This window comes from Pararhodobacter sp. (assembly GCF_034676075.1).
Lineage (GTDB): Bacteria > Pseudomonadota > Alphaproteobacteria > Rhodobacterales > Rhodobacteraceae > Pararhodobacter.
The window spans coordinates 1-14,422 of the sequence record NZ_JAUCCQ010000103.1; the positions used below are offsets into that span (position 1 = coordinate 1).

Genomic DNA, 14,422 nt, shown 5'->3' on the forward strand with positions numbered 1-14,422 from the left:
TGGTGCGGGTGAAGGGACTCGAACCCCCACGCCAAAGGCGCCAGAACCTAAATCTCGCGAATACCAAGCAAGATCAGCGGATACCGGCAGAAGTTTCCCAAGACATACAGGGAACGAAAAGTGAAAGAGGGAAACGCCCGCCTTACTCGATCGGCGGCCGCTCCTCCAGCACCCGGGCGCCGTGCTGCAGCGTCAGCGTGTCCTGCGGCCGCTCGCCCTGCACCGCGGCCCAGGCGGCCCGCATCGCCACGAAAGACCCGGCCGCGACGGTCTCCATGGTCGTCCATGGGCCATTAGCCCAGATGATGTAGAGGGCGGCGGTGGGGTCGAATCTTGGCTGGTGCATGCGCATGATGGCGAGAACGTAGAGGGAACGCTTGAGAGGGGCAATCCCCTGCCTCAGCGCGACACCGCCCCCGCCAGCCCGTCATAGCCCTGCACCGCCAGGCCCCGCCTGCCCTCGCAGGTGATCAGCGCATCGCCCATGCGGCCAACGATCAGGCGCCAGTCACCGCCGCCCAGCAGATCGGCCGGGGCCGTGCAGGGCTGGCGCGCCTCAGTCGGCAGAGGCGCCGTCTGCACCCCAGCGGGACCGAAGCCCGCGCAGGTCGTCAGGCTGAGGGACAAGGCAAGCGCGGGGGTCAGTAAGGACGGCACGGTCATGCTCCTGAGATCGGGCGCGCTGCGCATCCTCGCGCAGGCGCAGGTCGTATTCGGTGCGGGACAGGGCCTCGGCCGCGTCGAAGATCTGCCGCTGCACGCGGTCGCGGTCCCCGACCTGCTGCGCGGCCTCCCGGTCACCCCGCCAGGACCAGGCCGCACCGAAGGCCGCGGCGTGAGAGGCCAGCAGCGCCGCGCCAACCAGCGGCCAGATCCAGGCGCGGAGGCGGTCGAGCGCCAGGCGGATCACGGCAGCGCGCCCAGACACAGCGCCTGTTCCGCGGCGCGGCGGTTGGTCAGGCCCCGTACCTCGACCCCGCCAGCGCGATTCCAGCGGGGCAGCTGGTTGCAGGCGCCGACCCAATCCCCGGCGTTGGCGAGGCGCGCCAGGGTCGAGCGGCAGGCGGCCGAGGTGCCCACGTTGTAGGACCAGCTGACCAGCGCCACCTGCACGCCCTGCGGCTGATCCGGCAGACCGGGCACGCAGGCAATCAGGCCCTGCCGGTACTCGGCCAGCGCCTCGCCCAGCATCGCGGCGCACTGATCGGGGGTATAGCTGTCACCCTGCCGGACCCCCCGCGTCTCGCCGTAGCAGACCGTCCAGACGGGGGGCGAGGCGATCCGGTCGAGGTAGGCCTCGGTCTCCAGCCCCTCGCGCGGGCCGACGAAGGCGACGGTGGCGGCGATGATGGCGGCGGCCCCGGCGGCAGCGGCCGAGGACCTGCCAGGGCGGACGCCGAACAAGCGGCGGATGGCGTCGAAAAAGCCGGGCATGGGGCCTCCTACGGGTAAAGGTGGGTTTCGGTCAGCCACGGCCGCCAGGGGCATTGGTGGTAGACCACCGCATGGCTGACCGGCAGTTGCTCGGGCGTGATGCTCAGACGCCACGGCCCGAACGCGCTGCGTCCGGCAGGGCGCGCGACGGATCCGCGCAGATGCTCGACCACGACCGGCACGCTGGTCCCGTTGCCATCGAGCGCCCAGGACACGGCGCGGAACTCGCAGGCCGGGCGCGGGCGCGTCAGCTCGCCCCAGATCAGGGTCGAGGCCAGGCCGTCCGCCTCGATCCGCGTCACGACAAAGCCCGATGCGGCGGGCCAGAGAAACCCCTCCACCCGGCCGATCACCGGGAAGAGCAGGCGGGGCACCAGCAGCGCGACCAGCACGACGCCCAACCAGAAATAGTCGAGCCGCGACCAGCGCGAGCGCAGGAGGAAATCCCTCATCGCCACAGCCCCCGGATCGCCATGACCGCCCCCGCCACCGTCCCGCCCGCCGTCGCCAGGTAGACGCCTGCGCGCAGGGTCCAACTGGCCCGCTCGTGCAGCTGCACCACCGCGTTGATGCGGGCGAGCAGCGGCCGGGCCTCCTTGTCCGAGCCGACCGGCACCTCGAGCAGCGCGTCATGCAGATCGCGCAAGCGCTCCAGCAGCGGCGGGTTGCCCCCCTCGGGCTCCAACAGCGCCCGATGGAGGTCACCCAGCATCTTGTCTCGGTCGGCGTCAGTCATGCGGTCCTCTGGCTGGCTGGGATCAGGACAATTGGCCGGCACAGGGACCGGTTGCCACGGCTCGCGGCGTGGATCGGTCATGTCTCTCTCCTGTGATGGGTCATTGGGATCTCGGGGGCGGTCGTGGAATCGTTTATCGCCATCTCCCGCGCGCAATGACCGAGATCCCATAGGTCTGCGCCACGCTCGCGTTGAGGCGGATGGTGATGGCTGATGTGGTGGCCGATCCGTACAGCTTATTGATGGTGTGGGCTGTGACCGCGTTAAAGGACGCGGGGGACGCCAACACAATCGGAGCAGAGATAAAGGTCATCCCGGTGTTAAAATTGACCGTGACCAGAGTATCGACGCCGCCGGTCGCAACAACAACCGTGATCACCCCGACCCACTCCGCCGTCCCATCTGGATGGGCGACATAAGACCCTGCGCCGGAAATTTGGCGGGTGTTGTCGAGGATCTTTGACCCTGCGCCCTCATTGTACTGCACAGGCGTGGATTGCAGGGCCAGCGTCCCGGCAGCGCCGCTCGTTGCCCCGGTGATCGTGCTGGCGGCCCCAAAGGACCCGCTCACCGCAGACAGCAGCAGGCGCACCTGTACACCCGTAAGATTACGGAGCACGCGCCGCACGGTGGCCGTTTCAACGCCGTCCGTGATCTCCTCACCGTCCTCGAAGTCGCCGACTACCCCTGTCAGATGGACCATCCCAGCGTCCAGATCGGCGCTGTCCACATTGGCCAGAGTGAGCAGCGAGCCTGCGCCGCTCGTCACAACGTTCCACCGTCCGGCGCGCGACACGATGCCGTTCGCGGCCACCAAGCCTGTTGACCCGTCCGATTGCTGTAGGCCGCGCTCCCCGCAGTCGCGCAACGCGAAGTTGTCGAGCCTCAATTTTTCGGTATCGGCGGAGACCGAAATCCCAGCCAAAAATGACCCGTCGACGACGATATTGCTGGCGACTGACCTGCTGGCCGGTTTTCCAGGATGCCCAAAATTTACGCCGGCGTTCTCGCGGTTATTGGTGACGATAATGTTCGAGATGGAACCATCCGGCACGTCGAACCCGAAGGCGCTTGCACCGCATTTGTCCGCCGAGCCCCGGAGCATTTTGTTTCTCGGCCCCGACATCTGGTGTGCTGACCACTCCGTGTTGCCGGTGGCCTGGGCAAATCCCATCCAAGACACGCAGTCCGCGCAATCCTCAAACCACACCCCCTCACGCCCCCAGCCGCGCAGCGACACCACCGGGATATCACACTCAACGCCAGCATAGACGTAGACAGCCCCGGACGAGGCGCTGCGGATGCCATCGACTGACGGCATGGGGGCGTCGATGGCGATGTAATGGTCTTTGACCCGCTCGATCTGGATCTTGCAGCGCTGCGGCGAGGTCAGGTACAGCAGGTGCGTGCCGATGCTGCCGGTCTGACCGCCGGAGTTGCCGTCGAAGGTGTCGATGCGCCCCGAGATGTCGGTCTTTGCGTGGCCATAGAGCAGGCGGTCAAAGTCCACGCAACCGTCCGGAAGCTTCAAAGTGCCGTCGATTTCGAGGGCGCACCCGTCCGGCAACTCAATATTCTTGACGACGAGGATTTTCCCGGCCGGGACCCGGAACACCAGTGATGCATCGATTGCCGATTGGACTATCGCACTTTCGTCGGTGCCATTAAAACGCACACCCCAAGCGGGCAAATCAGCAATGTCCTTGACGATCTCCAGATGCACGCCGCCGTCTGTGATCCGGTTACCGCCCGAGGCAACAACACGATAGGAGTGGCCCTCGGCCCGAGTGCGGACGATCAGGTTTACCGGCAATGCCGGGCCGTTATAGGCCAACAGCGCAGTCACATCGTCAAACTCGACGCGAGAGACGTAATCACCCTGCACGAGTGAGGCAAACGTGCCGCTGTGGGTCCACGACTGCATCCCCTCGGGCGCAACGAACAGGAACGGTGACGCGAGGGCCGCGGTCTCCGTGTCGTCGGTCGGAAACGCCGGGGCGATGGGCGCACCGGCCAAGACAGCGGCGGCTTGAGACTGCTGCTCGGACAGGCTGGCGGCGGTGGCGGATGCCGCAGCGGCGGCCCGGTCAAGCCCGGTCTGCACGCGGTCCGCAGCGGTGGCCAGCGCATCGGCCCCTGCGTCGGCGGCATGCTCCAGCGCGCTCTTGGTCCCCGGCCCACCGGGCAGCGTGCCCTCGGCCCAGGCCTGCGACAGCCGCGCATAGGCGTCATCCCAGAAAACGGTCGGCAGCGCCGCGATCAGGCCCCAATCTGTGCCATCCCATTGATAAACACCGCCGTCCGCCGCAGGCTCGGCCAGCACGATGCGCAGGTCGCCGATGGTGTTGCCACTGCCGGGCAGACCAGCCACGGCGTCGGCGAAACCCTTGATCGTGCCCGCCGCCAACATGGCCTCGAGGCTTTCGAGGTAGTCGCGAAATACCGCCTTATCGGGCCGGTGATCGGCCGCGGGCGGATTGCCATAGAGCGCGTCTCGCGCGGTAGGAAAGGCCATGGTCTACCTCACGTGATTTCGATGGTTTCAGGGCCAGACGCCACACCGGCGATGCCGCTCGAATTGACCGGCACCGCCCACCAGGCGTAGACGCCCGGCGCCAAGCCGCTGTCGGTTTCGGATTGGTCGGTGTTCGGGACGCCGAAGACCGTGGCGATGACCGACCCATCGGCGATGTCGAAGGGTCCGGCATAGGCGGGGGCATAATCGGCGCGGAGGATCCGCACCGCGGCGTGCAGCGGGTCATTCGCTGTGTGCCAGTCCAGCGTGACCGTCCCGCCCGCATAGGCCGCCGCGAAGGAGGTCAGCGCGGCGGGCGGCGTAGCATTGGCGACCGCGGTCACCGTGACCGCCGACGACCAAACGCTGTAGCGCCGGGCCGCCGTGACACTGCGCACGCGCGCCTCATAGCTGGCGCCGTCGATCAGTCCGGTTTGCGTGATCAGCGGCTCGGCGTCCGAGAGGGTCAGCGCGGGCTGCCAGGCGGTGTCCCCCGACAGCCGGTATTGCCACTCGACCTTCAGCTCGGGCGCGACCGCATCCCATTCCCAGAGGATCCCGGGGCCGTCTATCGCGGTGCCGGTCAACCCGGTCACGGCCGGCACCGTGTCGTCGCTGGTCGTCTCGTTCCGCGCCGGGCGCTCGCCCTCTTCGGTGCCCGCATCAAAGGCGAAATCGGCTTCCTCCGCCGAAACTCCTTCGATCTGGAAGGTGATCACGTCCGCGCCCCGCGACAGGCGCCCGATCTCGCACACAAAATCGAAGCCGTGGGCGAGGATCCGCACGAAGCGGTGGCCGTCCAGCAACTCGTACCCAATCGGGCCGATCTGCGCCCGCACGCTGTATTTCGGCCGAGTGGTAGTCGCGATGCGTTTCAGAACCCGGCAGGCTTGATTGTGGCTGTCCACGAAATAGAGCGCCGGCTCCTGCCGCACCGGCACGGCCTCGGGATCCACGACAAGCGTGGCGCTCTGGGCCTCGCGCCAGTCGAAGTCCGGCTCTACGTATTTTGCGACAAACTCGGTGACCGGGGCCTGCCCCCAATCCTCGACCCCGATTGACAGGCTCAGAAGATCGTCCTCGGTCAGGGTGATCGTCGGCTCGATCCAGCGGCCGACCCGCAGCCCAAGCGAGCCGTCCGGGCGTTCCCACATGTAGCCGTCGCAGGCCGCGATGATCTGCGCCCGCAGGGTTTCGTAATCCGTGTTGTCGGTAAAGCTGCCGTTCAGCGTCCATTTGCGCTGCTGGTTGCCCTGCCGGTTGGTGAGCAACACGTCGCTAGCGTCAGCCTCGTTCGCGACATCAGCCCAATCCACCGACTGGCCCAGCCGCTCGGTGGTAATCCAGGCCCAGACCAGCGCGGCATTGGTGCTGTAAACCGTGGCATCGAGCCGCGGATCATAGACCTTGGCCCCGCGCAAGACCGGCGTGATCACCGGGCCGGTCGGGGCCGAATTGCCATAGACATCCGAGAAGCGGCTATCCTTGACCCGCTTTGCCCAGGCAGCGACATAGGCAAGCCCCGCCATGTCATGCGCGCTGGTCCATTCGGGGATGCCGGCGACCAGTTCGGGGTCCGCCGCCTGCCCCGCCGCGCCGAGATAGGGCCGCAGCGAAACGGCGGAGGAATCGTAGGGCGTGGTCGTGACCAGCCCGGCCGAGACCTCGACCAGGCGGTCGTCAATATACCAGGCTTCTACCCCGTCGATCTCATGCGCAGCCAGCAGGACCGTGTAATGCCGCCGGCCATCGGTGAAGGTAGTCACGCCATAGGGGCCTCCCTTGCGGACCCTCCCCACGGCAACTTCCATCGGCGCCACGTCCTGCGCAAAATTGACCAGGCGGTCGGATGGGCTCGGAATATTCGGCTTGGGCGTCAGCGCCGAGGAAATCGCTGACAGCCCGATCGACAGCGCAAGCCGCCCCAGTGCCGTGCCGAACAGGAAGCTGCCCACCGCAAACCCGGCCGAGGCCGCGCCCGACAAGGCGATGGCGACGGCGGCATTCGTGCCGCCGATCCCAAGCGCCGCCCCCAGCCCCTGAAGGAAGAGAGGGATCGGTCCGGCCTGCGCCGGTGCGGGCGTCAGCGCGGTCGTGGCCAGCAGCGCCAGGATCCTGAGGCTACGGCGCATAGCCTACCCCCCATGCGACGACAGGCACTACCGCCCGCGTGACCAGTAACTGCGACGCCTCGGGCTTGATGGCCCAGTTCCGGGCATCGACGCGCACGGCGCCGAACAGAAACGGCGCGCCGCGCATCTGGACCAGGGCAATGTCGCCCGGCGCCGGGCTTTCGGTGACCGGCAGGCATGCGAATGCTTCGCGCAAGATCGGCTCGGGATCGGCGCGCAGGCGGCGGGCGAGCGGGCACCACTCGGGGCTGCCATAGGTGCCGCGCAGATCGGCGGCGGCGTCGAAGCCGCGCACTTCGGCCACCCAATCGGCCAGCATCAGCATGCAGTCAAAGGCCCCCCACTCGTGGGGGCGCACCGCCCAGCGGTGCATCGCGGCAAAAAGGGGTGTCATCCGAAGAGTTTTTCTTCCGGCCGCGCGATCTGCGGCATGTATTCGAGGGATGGATTGGGCGACCCGATCAGGCGCGCATGATCGGCGACGGTGTAATTCAGCCCCCGGGACGAACGGCGCAGCGCGACCGGCCCCTCGATCGCCAGCGACAGACTACGCTGCAGGTCGTTGACAATCTCGACCGTGACCGGACCGGCCGCGCGCGTGGCAATGAGGATCGGCGCAAACCGGGGTGCGTAGAGTTCAGTGTGGTCATTGACAGGCTGGATGTAGAACCGAACCGGCGCACCGCGGATCTCCAGATCGCCGCCCTCGCGCAATTGCTCGATCAGGTCGGGCGCGGTCGGGTCCTGAAAATAGGACAGGGTGAGGCTGCCAGCCGGCGCTTTGCCGTCGCGGCTCCAGGCGAGGGCACTGGCGCCGATGAGTTGCGAGCCGTACCAGGCGTTCCCGTCGCGGTCGCGGAACACGCCCTCTTGCCCGACCATGAACCGCGCCAGACCGGACGGCGCCGCGATCGACACAAGATCAATGATCCCCACAATCTGCGCGCGCGGGTCGAAGCCCTCGGGCAGCACGCTCACCGCAGCCACTCCTGAAGGGAAAGCTCATCTTTTACGGCAAGTTGCCAATCGTAACCGATGCGCGGCGAGGATCCCGACAACTCGAAAAGCCCATAGGCAACTAAACTCACCGGGTCGCCCGCCGGGATCGCACGGCGCAACGGCATCTCGATCCCAAGCCGCACCAGGCCGCCACCCTCGTCCATGCGCCACGTGACCACGAAGGGCCAGTCGGCGTGCGACAGGATCTGACCCACTTTTATTGAAGACGGCGCGTCGGCCTCATTGACCACGATCTCCACCGCACCCGCCGCAGCGCCAGCCGGGCACGGCACCACGGGTGGGCTACTCCAGCCCGTTCCATCGCCAAAGGTCACCCCATCCGACCAAGTGGACCCGACGGTTGACGGGCCAACCGAGACAGCCGGATCGCACATCGGCATGCGAAAGACCGCCAGGCGACCTCGGCCGCTCAGAACTTGCGCCCTCATGGCGCCGATTTGAGCGCGAGCAACAAAGAGCGGCACCGTACCTACCCACCGGGGAAGACGGCCAATGTTGACGTTGGGGTATCCACCAGTTCCATTTCCAGCGTCTTGTTCGCGCCAGTCGATAGTCCAGTTGACGCCGGTGATCTTGAAAACGGCGGGCGCCAGGGTGATGACGATCCGGTCCATTAAACGCCCCGATTGTCCATATCGCGGACCTGCTGCGGCAGCGCGCCCCGCTGTTGCGCCAGGCCTCCCTGCACCATGCGCAGCGAGACGCCAGCGGCGATCTGCCCGACTTGCTCGACCGTCACACCCTCGGCCGCACGAACCAGCAGCTCGATGCGCCCTCCCCCGCCGCCGCTGTCTGCCCGCGTCAGATCCGTCACGCGCTCCCTCGGGTGCATGATGGCCAGGAAACCGCCCTTGCCATCCAGGCCGCCAGACCGCGGCGCGTTGCCCGTATCTCCGCCTCCGTCGAAGCTCAGCAAACCGCGCAGGGCCGACATGATCCCGCCCCCGCCGCTCTTGCCGCCGCCTCCACCGAAAATTCCCGCAAGCGGCCCGCTGCCGAAAAGCGCCGCTTCCAGCGCCGCCCGCGCGAAGGCCCGGGCAACGTTTTCCAGCGTCCCCGCCAGATCTTCGCCCGAGACGATGGCATCCAGAATGCCGTCCTTGACGTCACCCTGAATGTCCTCGAAGAAACGCGCGCGCTCTTCAGCTTGCTGATACTGCTCGGTCAGCCTCCCGATGGCTTCGACCTGCCGCTCGATCTGCTGACGCACCGTCTCGCTGGACCCGGCCTGCGTCGCATCGAGGTCAAGACCACGCTGCCGTGCCTCGTTGAGCAGGCGATAGCGGGCCTCCAGCCGGGCAACCTCGGCGTCCGTGCGCCCAAGCAGGTTGATCCGCTGCTGCAGACCTTCCAGTTCGGCGACGCCGAGCGCTCGATTGTCCCGCGACCGGCTTCCTCGGCCACCGCCGCCACGGCCGGTGTCGGTCAGGCTGTCGATGCGCTCGGCCAAGGCGATCTGCTCATTCAACGCATCGGTGAACGCCTGCAGCTCCTGCTGCGCGGCGGCGCGCACGATGCCCTCGCTCGACCCGAGGGCCGGGCCAAGACGGGCGCGCTCCTCGGCCAGACGCGCTGCACCATTCGCCCGGATCTGGCTCTGCCCCGCCTCCAGCGCCGCGACCCGGGCGCGATCGCCGATATTCGAGATACCCAGCGAGGCGACGGCGCCGGTGATCGCGGCCAACGTTGAAGCCGCCTCGCGCAGGTTGTCCACCAATTGCGCCGCTTGCCCGGCAGCACCGCCCAAGGCGTTGCCCATCCCATGTGCGGCATCCTGCCCCTGCTCCAGCACCGCCACGGCCTGACGCGCGACATTCTCGACCCGTGTCAGGTTGTCGAGCACGTTCTGGTCAATCTCCTGCCCGGTCGCCTCCAGCGCTTCACGGAGTTGCTTCGCCGACTCGGCAATGGCGCTCATGTCGCCCGCCTGCACGGCCGCCGTCAGGTCGGTTTGCAGCTGGGCAATGTCGCCCAGCAGCGCGGGATCAAACCGGATCTGCGAGGCCAGCGTGCCGAGGTCGGCCATCCGCCCCTCGGCCGCCGCCAGCTCCTCGCGCATCAGAGCGAGGTTTTGCAGCATCGAAACCGGGACAATCTGGTCCGCGGCTGTCAATGAGTTGATTTCCGATTCCAGGTCGCGGATGCCCTGCCGCATCGCCTCGACCTCGCCGGAAAACGCGCCAGTGACCGCGCTACCGACGACCCCAAAAATGCCGTCGATCTGCTGGCGCAGACCGTCGACGAAAGTGGTATCGTTCAAGGCCGTGGAAATGCTGGTCAGCGCAGCGCGGCGCTCGATTTCTGCCAGAGCCTGCGCAAGCTCGACCACGGCGACCGTCACCTGACCATACCGCTCGCGCAGCTGGTCCAGTCCGCCAGCAGCGACAAGCTGGGCGGCGTCCCGCGCCCGGTTCAGCGCCGCCGTCGCAAGCTCCAGTTTCTCGACGAAGGTCTTGACCTTCTCGGCGGTCTCTTCGGCGTCGCCACCGATAGCGTAGAGCATGGCCGCCACAGGCAGGCCGACCCCGGCCACGACCCCCAGAAGGGGCGCGACCACACCCAGGACCCCACCCAGGGCACCGAAGCCGCCAAGGATCTGCGGCACCTGCTGGGACAGAATACGGACCCAGGACGTCCCCATTTCTGCCTGCACAGCGATGTCAGCAAACTGGGCCGCAGTGTTCTGCAGCACAAACCGGCCCTGACCAGAAATGTTCAGCATCCGGGTCATGCCGCCCGCGGCGCCGACCTGCGCGGCGCCCATCGCACGGATCGAGGCGGTTGTGGCGTCATACTGCGCCTTCGCAAGCCGCAGAACCATGTTGGCATGCGTCTGCTTGATGGTGCCGCGCTCGACCGCCGTCTCGACCAGCGTCACCGCCGATTGATACCGCATCGTCGCGGCATGCAGCGGATCCATGGAGGCCTGCAGGCGGCTCACCGCGTCGCGCATCGAAAGCGCTTCTTCGAAGGCGCTTGCCGAAGCGGCAGCCGGGCGGAAGCTGTCGGAGATCGCGCCGGTCGCCCGACCGATCCGCTGCTGCGCCTCGGTCATGGCCTGCGCGGCTGCGTTGGCATTCCGTTGCATGTTCTGCCGCATCCGATCAGCTGACGCCTGCATGCCATCGGTCGAGGTCTTGGTGATCCCAAGCCCGCGCCGCATGGTCTGCTCCAGCTGGCCGAGCGACGCGGCCAGGCGGACGGTCAGCTGATCTTCGGCGGTTTCAGCCATCATGCACCTCGCCGTGGCGGCGGATCATGTCGGCGAATTCGTCTTCGGTCGGCGGCTGCGCCTTGTCGCCGCCCACCGCGCGCATGAGGTTGCAGAAGTCGGAATAACCCATCGCCCGGACCTGTTGCGGCGTGACGCCAACCTGCGCGAAGCTCGCGAAGATCTTGCCCAGGTCGTAGGGTTCATCGACATCGCCCGACGCCGGGCGCGTACGGTCATCCTTCACGCCGGTATTGAGCGCCGTCAGCAGATCGACTGCCAGCGCGACAGAATCGGCGAGCGGGATCTCGTTGAACCGGGTCTTCATCAGGCGCTCGACATCGGGCCGGGACATGCCGCCACCGATCAGGCCATGGCGGATGGTCTGGTACACCTCGCGAGCGTGGTATTGATGGGTCGCCAGGCGAACATAGATGCCCCCAACTCCCTTCTCTCCGCAGGCCTCTTCGAGGTCGCAGACAAGGCCGAAGTCGAGCGCGAATGCGCGCTCGACCCCGCCCCATTCTTGAATGAGCGCATCCATCAGCTGGCGGGGGTCCAGACGCGCGGCCCGGCAGCGACGATGCTGGCCGTGAAGTTGATCACAGCCTTGCCCTGGCGGCCCAGATCGAAGGTCGTGAGAATGGCCGGCAGGGTCCAGTATCCGCCACCATTTGCCCCGCTTTCGTCGAACATGACGCGGATGTTCTTGATCGTCTGGCCGTCTGACCATTCGCGCCAGGTCGCAAAGCTCGACTTGGCCACCACGCCGGGTACGCTGAGGGCGGTGTCCTGCGTCGTCACCCAGCGCACGATGGTGGCGTTGCCTTCGGTGGGATCGTCGCAGTCCAGAACCTCGGTTTCGCCGGTGCTGTTGGTCAGCGTGACCGTGGCGGCGTTCGCGCCGCAAGGGTGAGAGAAAGTCTCGGTTTCGGCGCCGTCGCCCAGATAGACGAGCAGCTTATTGGAGGTCTCAGGTGCAGCCATGGCTGGCGTCCTTCTGCTTGGGTTTCGAGAGGGGTTGCGCCGCCCCGGCCGCGATCAGCGCCTCGGCGGTATTCCGGGGCACGTTCACCGTGGACCCGGCCCGGAATGCTTGAATGGCTGTCGGTTTCAGCCGATGGTCGTAATCCCGAAGGATCTTGATTTTCATGGAGTCCCCCATGTGGAAGGCACTCGCCGTTTCTGCGGCCCTGACTGGCGGACCCGCGCTTGCCGACGCGCACCGCGACTGCATCGAAATGGTCAACACGGCCTATGATCTGGCCGGGAGGCTGGGCGAGTTGCGTCCCTCCTCCTCGCGAGACCTGTCGTCAGCCGTGAACACGGACGAAAGCCAGGCCGCGCTGAGGGATCTCGTCGGGATCGAGCGCGCATTCGAGCGGTATGTCGAAAGCATGCTTGCCGTCTGCGCCTCGGTCCAACGGCCAGCGCGGAGAGATTAGGCGGCGTCGAGCGCGGCTTTCACGGCGTTCGCCATCCGCCGCCTGAACCCGCGCTTTTTCTTCCTCCAGACGGGATAGAAGAACGGGTTCGCAGGCATATGTACCGTGCCGAACTCCTGAAACCGCGCGTGGTGGGCATCGCCACCGCCCGCGTAGATCGTCAATTGCATGGCGCCATAGGCGCTGCCGTTGAACGTGCCAAGGACCATGGAGCCCGCCGGGGCGTCGCCCCATGTCCAGCCGATCGACGCCGCCAGGGTTCCCTTCTTTTTCGGGGCCGCTGCCCTCATTTCCTTGACGATCTCGTCGGCCAGCTTCTCCATGGCCAAGCGCACGTTTTCCTGCACCAACTGCGGGATGCGCGACCAGCGCTGCACCAGGCGGTCATACCCCTCTACCGCCATCAGCGTTCCTCGATCTCGGCCTCGATCGTGACGACGCCGTGCCCTGTGATGCCGTCTGCATCCATGAAAGCCCGGACGGCTGTGACCCGCAGAACTGCCAGTGCATGAACGTCAAGGCTGAGGTTCGCCAGGTGCAACGCCGACTTGACCGCATCGGCCAGCTCGCGCGCCGGGCTCAGCCTAGCGTCACGAACCCAGCAGTCGATTTGCAGGCTGTCAATTCGCCAGGCGATGCAATCCATATCCTGCAGCGTGTAATCGCTCGGACCGAAGGTGACCCAGGACTGGAATTCTTCTTTCTGGCGCCCGTCGAAGATCCGGTCTCCGACAATCGCCGTGACCCCGGCATTCGCGACCAGCGCGTTATAGACCGCGGTCTGAAGCTCCTTCGACGGGCTGGCCATCAGACCGCCGCCCCAAGTTCCACGACCAGATACACCCAAGCCGGATCGGTGATCGCATCCGCCTCACGGATGTTGAACCGATTCCCCGGAAGGGTATCGGCGCCCACGCCCGAAGGCAGCCCTCTGCGCACCGTGCGCAGCCGCCAGTCGGTCGTGATGGCTTTCGTCTCGGTACTGGCCAGCACCTTGACCTTGTATATTGCCCGGCCCTGCAGGCGGGCTGCATCGACAGCCTCAGAGCCGCGAGAATAGATGAACTCGGCCCAGCAGGTGAACTGCTGGGACCAGGCGCGCACCTCTCCCCCCGACCCGTCAGGCGTCCCGACCACCAGGTCAAAGCTGACGCGCTCAAGAAGGCGCCCGGCATCCATCAGAAGCGCCTCCAGCGAAGGGATTGGATCAGCGAATCGGCCGTCATCGGGATTTCCGACGACGCGGTGCCCGGGCCGACAACACCCCGATGGGCGAACCAGTGCTGCACCATCATCTTGATGATCACCACCGCGACCGGCAGCTTCGACGCCGTGAGCGCGCAGTCGAATGTGATTGTGCCAGCGGCGTTGACCTCGACAGTCGGGCCAGCATCACCGGCGACGACATCAAGAGCAACTGCGCCGTCGCCATAATCGACTTCGGCCGAGGTGACATCCGGCATGGGCAGCAGCACCGCGCCCGCGCACCCTGCCTCGATGGCCCAGGTCTGGGGCATGATCGCACGCCCCAGAACACCGTTCCAACCGTCCAGATGCCCGATTGCCGCATCGCGCAGCGCGATCAGGAGAGCGTCCCAATCGCTGCTGTCCACAGCGCAATGCAGTTTCAGCGCCGCAAGATCGACCGGGAAAGCCTCCGGCGCTGAAACCAGGACCGGGCTCATTTCTTGCCGTCGCCCTTCCTTTTGGCGGCAGCGGCCTCCTCTTCGGCCTTGCGGTCGGCCTCGGCGGCGGCAGCCTCCTCTTCGGCCTTGCGGGCAGCCTCGGCAGCGGCGGCCTCCTCTTCGGCCTTGCGGGCAGCCTCGGCGGCGGCGGCCTCCTCTTCGGCCCTGCGGGCGGCCTCGGCGGCGGCAGCCTCCTCTTCGGCCTTGCGGGCAGCCTCGGCAGCGGCGGCCTCCTCTTCGGCCT

21 protein-coding genes are annotated in these 14,422 nt (G+C 66.8%); 1 reads left to right on the forward strand and 20 read right to left on the reverse strand.

The annotated features are described in order from the left end of the window. Positions 1-142: 142 nt before the first annotated feature. From VDQ18_RS18530 to VDQ18_RS18600, 15 genes are all read right to left on the reverse strand, one after another. Positions 143-346: a hypothetical protein gene (locus tag VDQ18_RS18530; RefSeq protein WP_323022385.1), complete on the reverse strand. Its 204-nt coding sequence runs from the start codon at positions 344-346 to the stop codon at positions 143-145. Between the two features lie 53 nt (positions 347-399). After that, the gene (locus tag VDQ18_RS18535; protein ID WP_323022386.1) at positions 400-582 is read right to left on the reverse strand and encodes a hypothetical protein; all 183 of its coding nucleotides are present in this window, start codon (positions 580-582) and stop codon (positions 400-402) included. Further along, positions 557-910 (reverse strand): hypothetical protein, encoded by a 354-nt coding sequence (locus VDQ18_RS18540; RefSeq protein ID WP_323022387.1) that lies wholly within the window; start codon positions 908-910, stop codon positions 557-559. The genes VDQ18_RS18535 and VDQ18_RS18540 overlap by 26 nt, the downstream gene beginning before the upstream one ends. Then, positions 907-1,434, reverse strand: a complete 528-nt coding sequence (locus VDQ18_RS18545; RefSeq protein ID WP_323022388.1) for a lysozyme — start codon at positions 1,432-1,434, stop codon at positions 907-909. Before VDQ18_RS18545 ends, VDQ18_RS18540 begins: the two co-directional genes overlap by 4 nt. Before the next feature lie 8 nt (positions 1,435-1,442). Continuing rightward, positions 1,443-1,886, reverse strand: a complete 444-nt coding sequence (locus tag VDQ18_RS18550) for a hypothetical protein (protein WP_323022389.1) — start codon at positions 1,884-1,886, stop codon at positions 1,443-1,445. Then, positions 1,883-2,170, reverse strand: a complete 288-nt coding sequence (locus VDQ18_RS18555; protein WP_323022390.1) for a hypothetical protein — start codon at positions 2,168-2,170, stop codon at positions 1,883-1,885. Before VDQ18_RS18555 ends, VDQ18_RS18550 begins: the two co-directional genes overlap by 4 nt. A gap of 133 nt (positions 2,171-2,303) precedes the next feature. After that, a complete protein-coding gene (locus tag VDQ18_RS18560) occupies positions 2,304-4,685 on the reverse strand; it encodes a hypothetical protein (RefSeq protein ID WP_323022391.1) in 2,382 nt (793 codons plus the stop codon). Positions 4,686-4,693: 8 nt separating this feature from the next. After that, positions 4,694-6,817 carry a hypothetical protein gene (locus VDQ18_RS18565; protein WP_323022392.1) on the reverse strand — a complete coding sequence of 708 codons (2,124 nt, stop codon included), beginning with the start codon at positions 6,815-6,817 and terminating at the stop codon, positions 4,694-4,696. Next, positions 6,807-7,211 (reverse strand): DUF6950 family protein, encoded by a 405-nt coding sequence (locus VDQ18_RS18570; protein ID WP_416235126.1) that lies wholly within the window; start codon positions 7,209-7,211, stop codon positions 6,807-6,809. The genes VDQ18_RS18565 and VDQ18_RS18570 overlap by 11 nt, the downstream gene beginning before the upstream one ends. Continuing rightward, positions 7,208-7,795 carry a hypothetical protein gene (locus tag VDQ18_RS18575; protein WP_323022394.1) on the reverse strand — a complete coding sequence of 196 codons (588 nt, stop codon included), beginning with the start codon at positions 7,793-7,795 and terminating at the stop codon, positions 7,208-7,210. The genes VDQ18_RS18570 and VDQ18_RS18575 overlap by 4 nt, the downstream gene beginning before the upstream one ends. Then, the gene (locus VDQ18_RS18580; protein WP_323022395.1) at positions 7,792-8,451 is read right to left on the reverse strand and encodes a hypothetical protein; all 660 of its coding nucleotides are present in this window, start codon (positions 8,449-8,451) and stop codon (positions 7,792-7,794) included. Before VDQ18_RS18580 ends, VDQ18_RS18575 begins: the two co-directional genes overlap by 4 nt. After that, positions 8,451-11,072, reverse strand: coding sequence for a hypothetical protein (locus VDQ18_RS18585; RefSeq protein ID WP_323022396.1), 2,622 nt, complete (start codon positions 11,070-11,072; stop codon positions 8,451-8,453). Before VDQ18_RS18585 ends, VDQ18_RS18580 begins: the two co-directional genes overlap by 1 nt. Beyond that, positions 11,062-11,592: a gene transfer agent family protein gene (locus VDQ18_RS18590; protein WP_323022397.1), complete on the reverse strand. Its 531-nt coding sequence runs from the start codon at positions 11,590-11,592 to the stop codon at positions 11,062-11,064. The genes VDQ18_RS18585 and VDQ18_RS18590 overlap by 11 nt, the downstream gene beginning before the upstream one ends. After that, positions 11,592-12,035: a phage tail tube protein gene (locus tag VDQ18_RS18595; RefSeq protein ID WP_323022398.1), complete on the reverse strand. Its 444-nt coding sequence runs from the start codon at positions 12,033-12,035 to the stop codon at positions 11,592-11,594. Before VDQ18_RS18595 ends, VDQ18_RS18590 begins: the two co-directional genes overlap by 1 nt. Beyond that, positions 12,022-12,201: a hypothetical protein gene (locus tag VDQ18_RS18600; protein ID WP_323022399.1), complete on the reverse strand. Its 180-nt coding sequence runs from the start codon at positions 12,199-12,201 to the stop codon at positions 12,022-12,024. The genes VDQ18_RS18595 and VDQ18_RS18600 overlap by 14 nt, the downstream gene beginning before the upstream one ends. Positions 12,202-12,211: 10 nt before the next feature. Here VDQ18_RS18600 and VDQ18_RS18605 point away from each other — a divergent pair, with 10 nt between their 5' ends. Then, complete coding sequence (locus VDQ18_RS18605; protein WP_323022400.1) at positions 12,212-12,493, forward strand: hypothetical protein; 282 nt, start codon at positions 12,212-12,214, stop codon at positions 12,491-12,493. Here the strand turns inward: VDQ18_RS18605 and VDQ18_RS18610 are convergent. From VDQ18_RS18610 to VDQ18_RS18630, 5 genes are all read right to left on the reverse strand, one after another. Continuing rightward, on the reverse strand, positions 12,490-12,897 hold the full coding sequence (locus VDQ18_RS18610; protein WP_323022401.1) for an HK97-gp10 family putative phage morphogenesis protein: 408 nt from the start codon (positions 12,895-12,897) through the stop codon (positions 12,490-12,492). The genes VDQ18_RS18605 and VDQ18_RS18610 overlap by 4 nt on opposite strands. Beyond that, complete coding sequence (locus tag VDQ18_RS18615) at positions 12,897-13,301, reverse strand: DUF3168 domain-containing protein (protein ID WP_323022402.1); 405 nt, start codon at positions 13,299-13,301, stop codon at positions 12,897-12,899. The genes VDQ18_RS18610 and VDQ18_RS18615 overlap by 1 nt, the downstream gene beginning before the upstream one ends. After that, complete coding sequence (locus VDQ18_RS18620) at positions 13,301-13,672, reverse strand: head-tail adaptor protein (RefSeq protein WP_323022403.1); 372 nt, start codon at positions 13,670-13,672, stop codon at positions 13,301-13,303. Before VDQ18_RS18620 ends, VDQ18_RS18615 begins: the two co-directional genes overlap by 1 nt. Beyond that, complete coding sequence (locus VDQ18_RS18625; RefSeq protein ID WP_323022404.1) at positions 13,672-14,178, reverse strand: head-tail connector protein; 507 nt, start codon at positions 14,176-14,178, stop codon at positions 13,672-13,674. Before VDQ18_RS18625 ends, VDQ18_RS18620 begins: the two co-directional genes overlap by 1 nt. Continuing rightward, positions 14,175-14,422 (reverse strand): hypothetical protein (locus VDQ18_RS18630; RefSeq protein WP_323022405.1); only part of this gene is annotated, 248 nt, incomplete at its 5' end. The genes VDQ18_RS18625 and VDQ18_RS18630, both read right to left, overlap by 4 nt.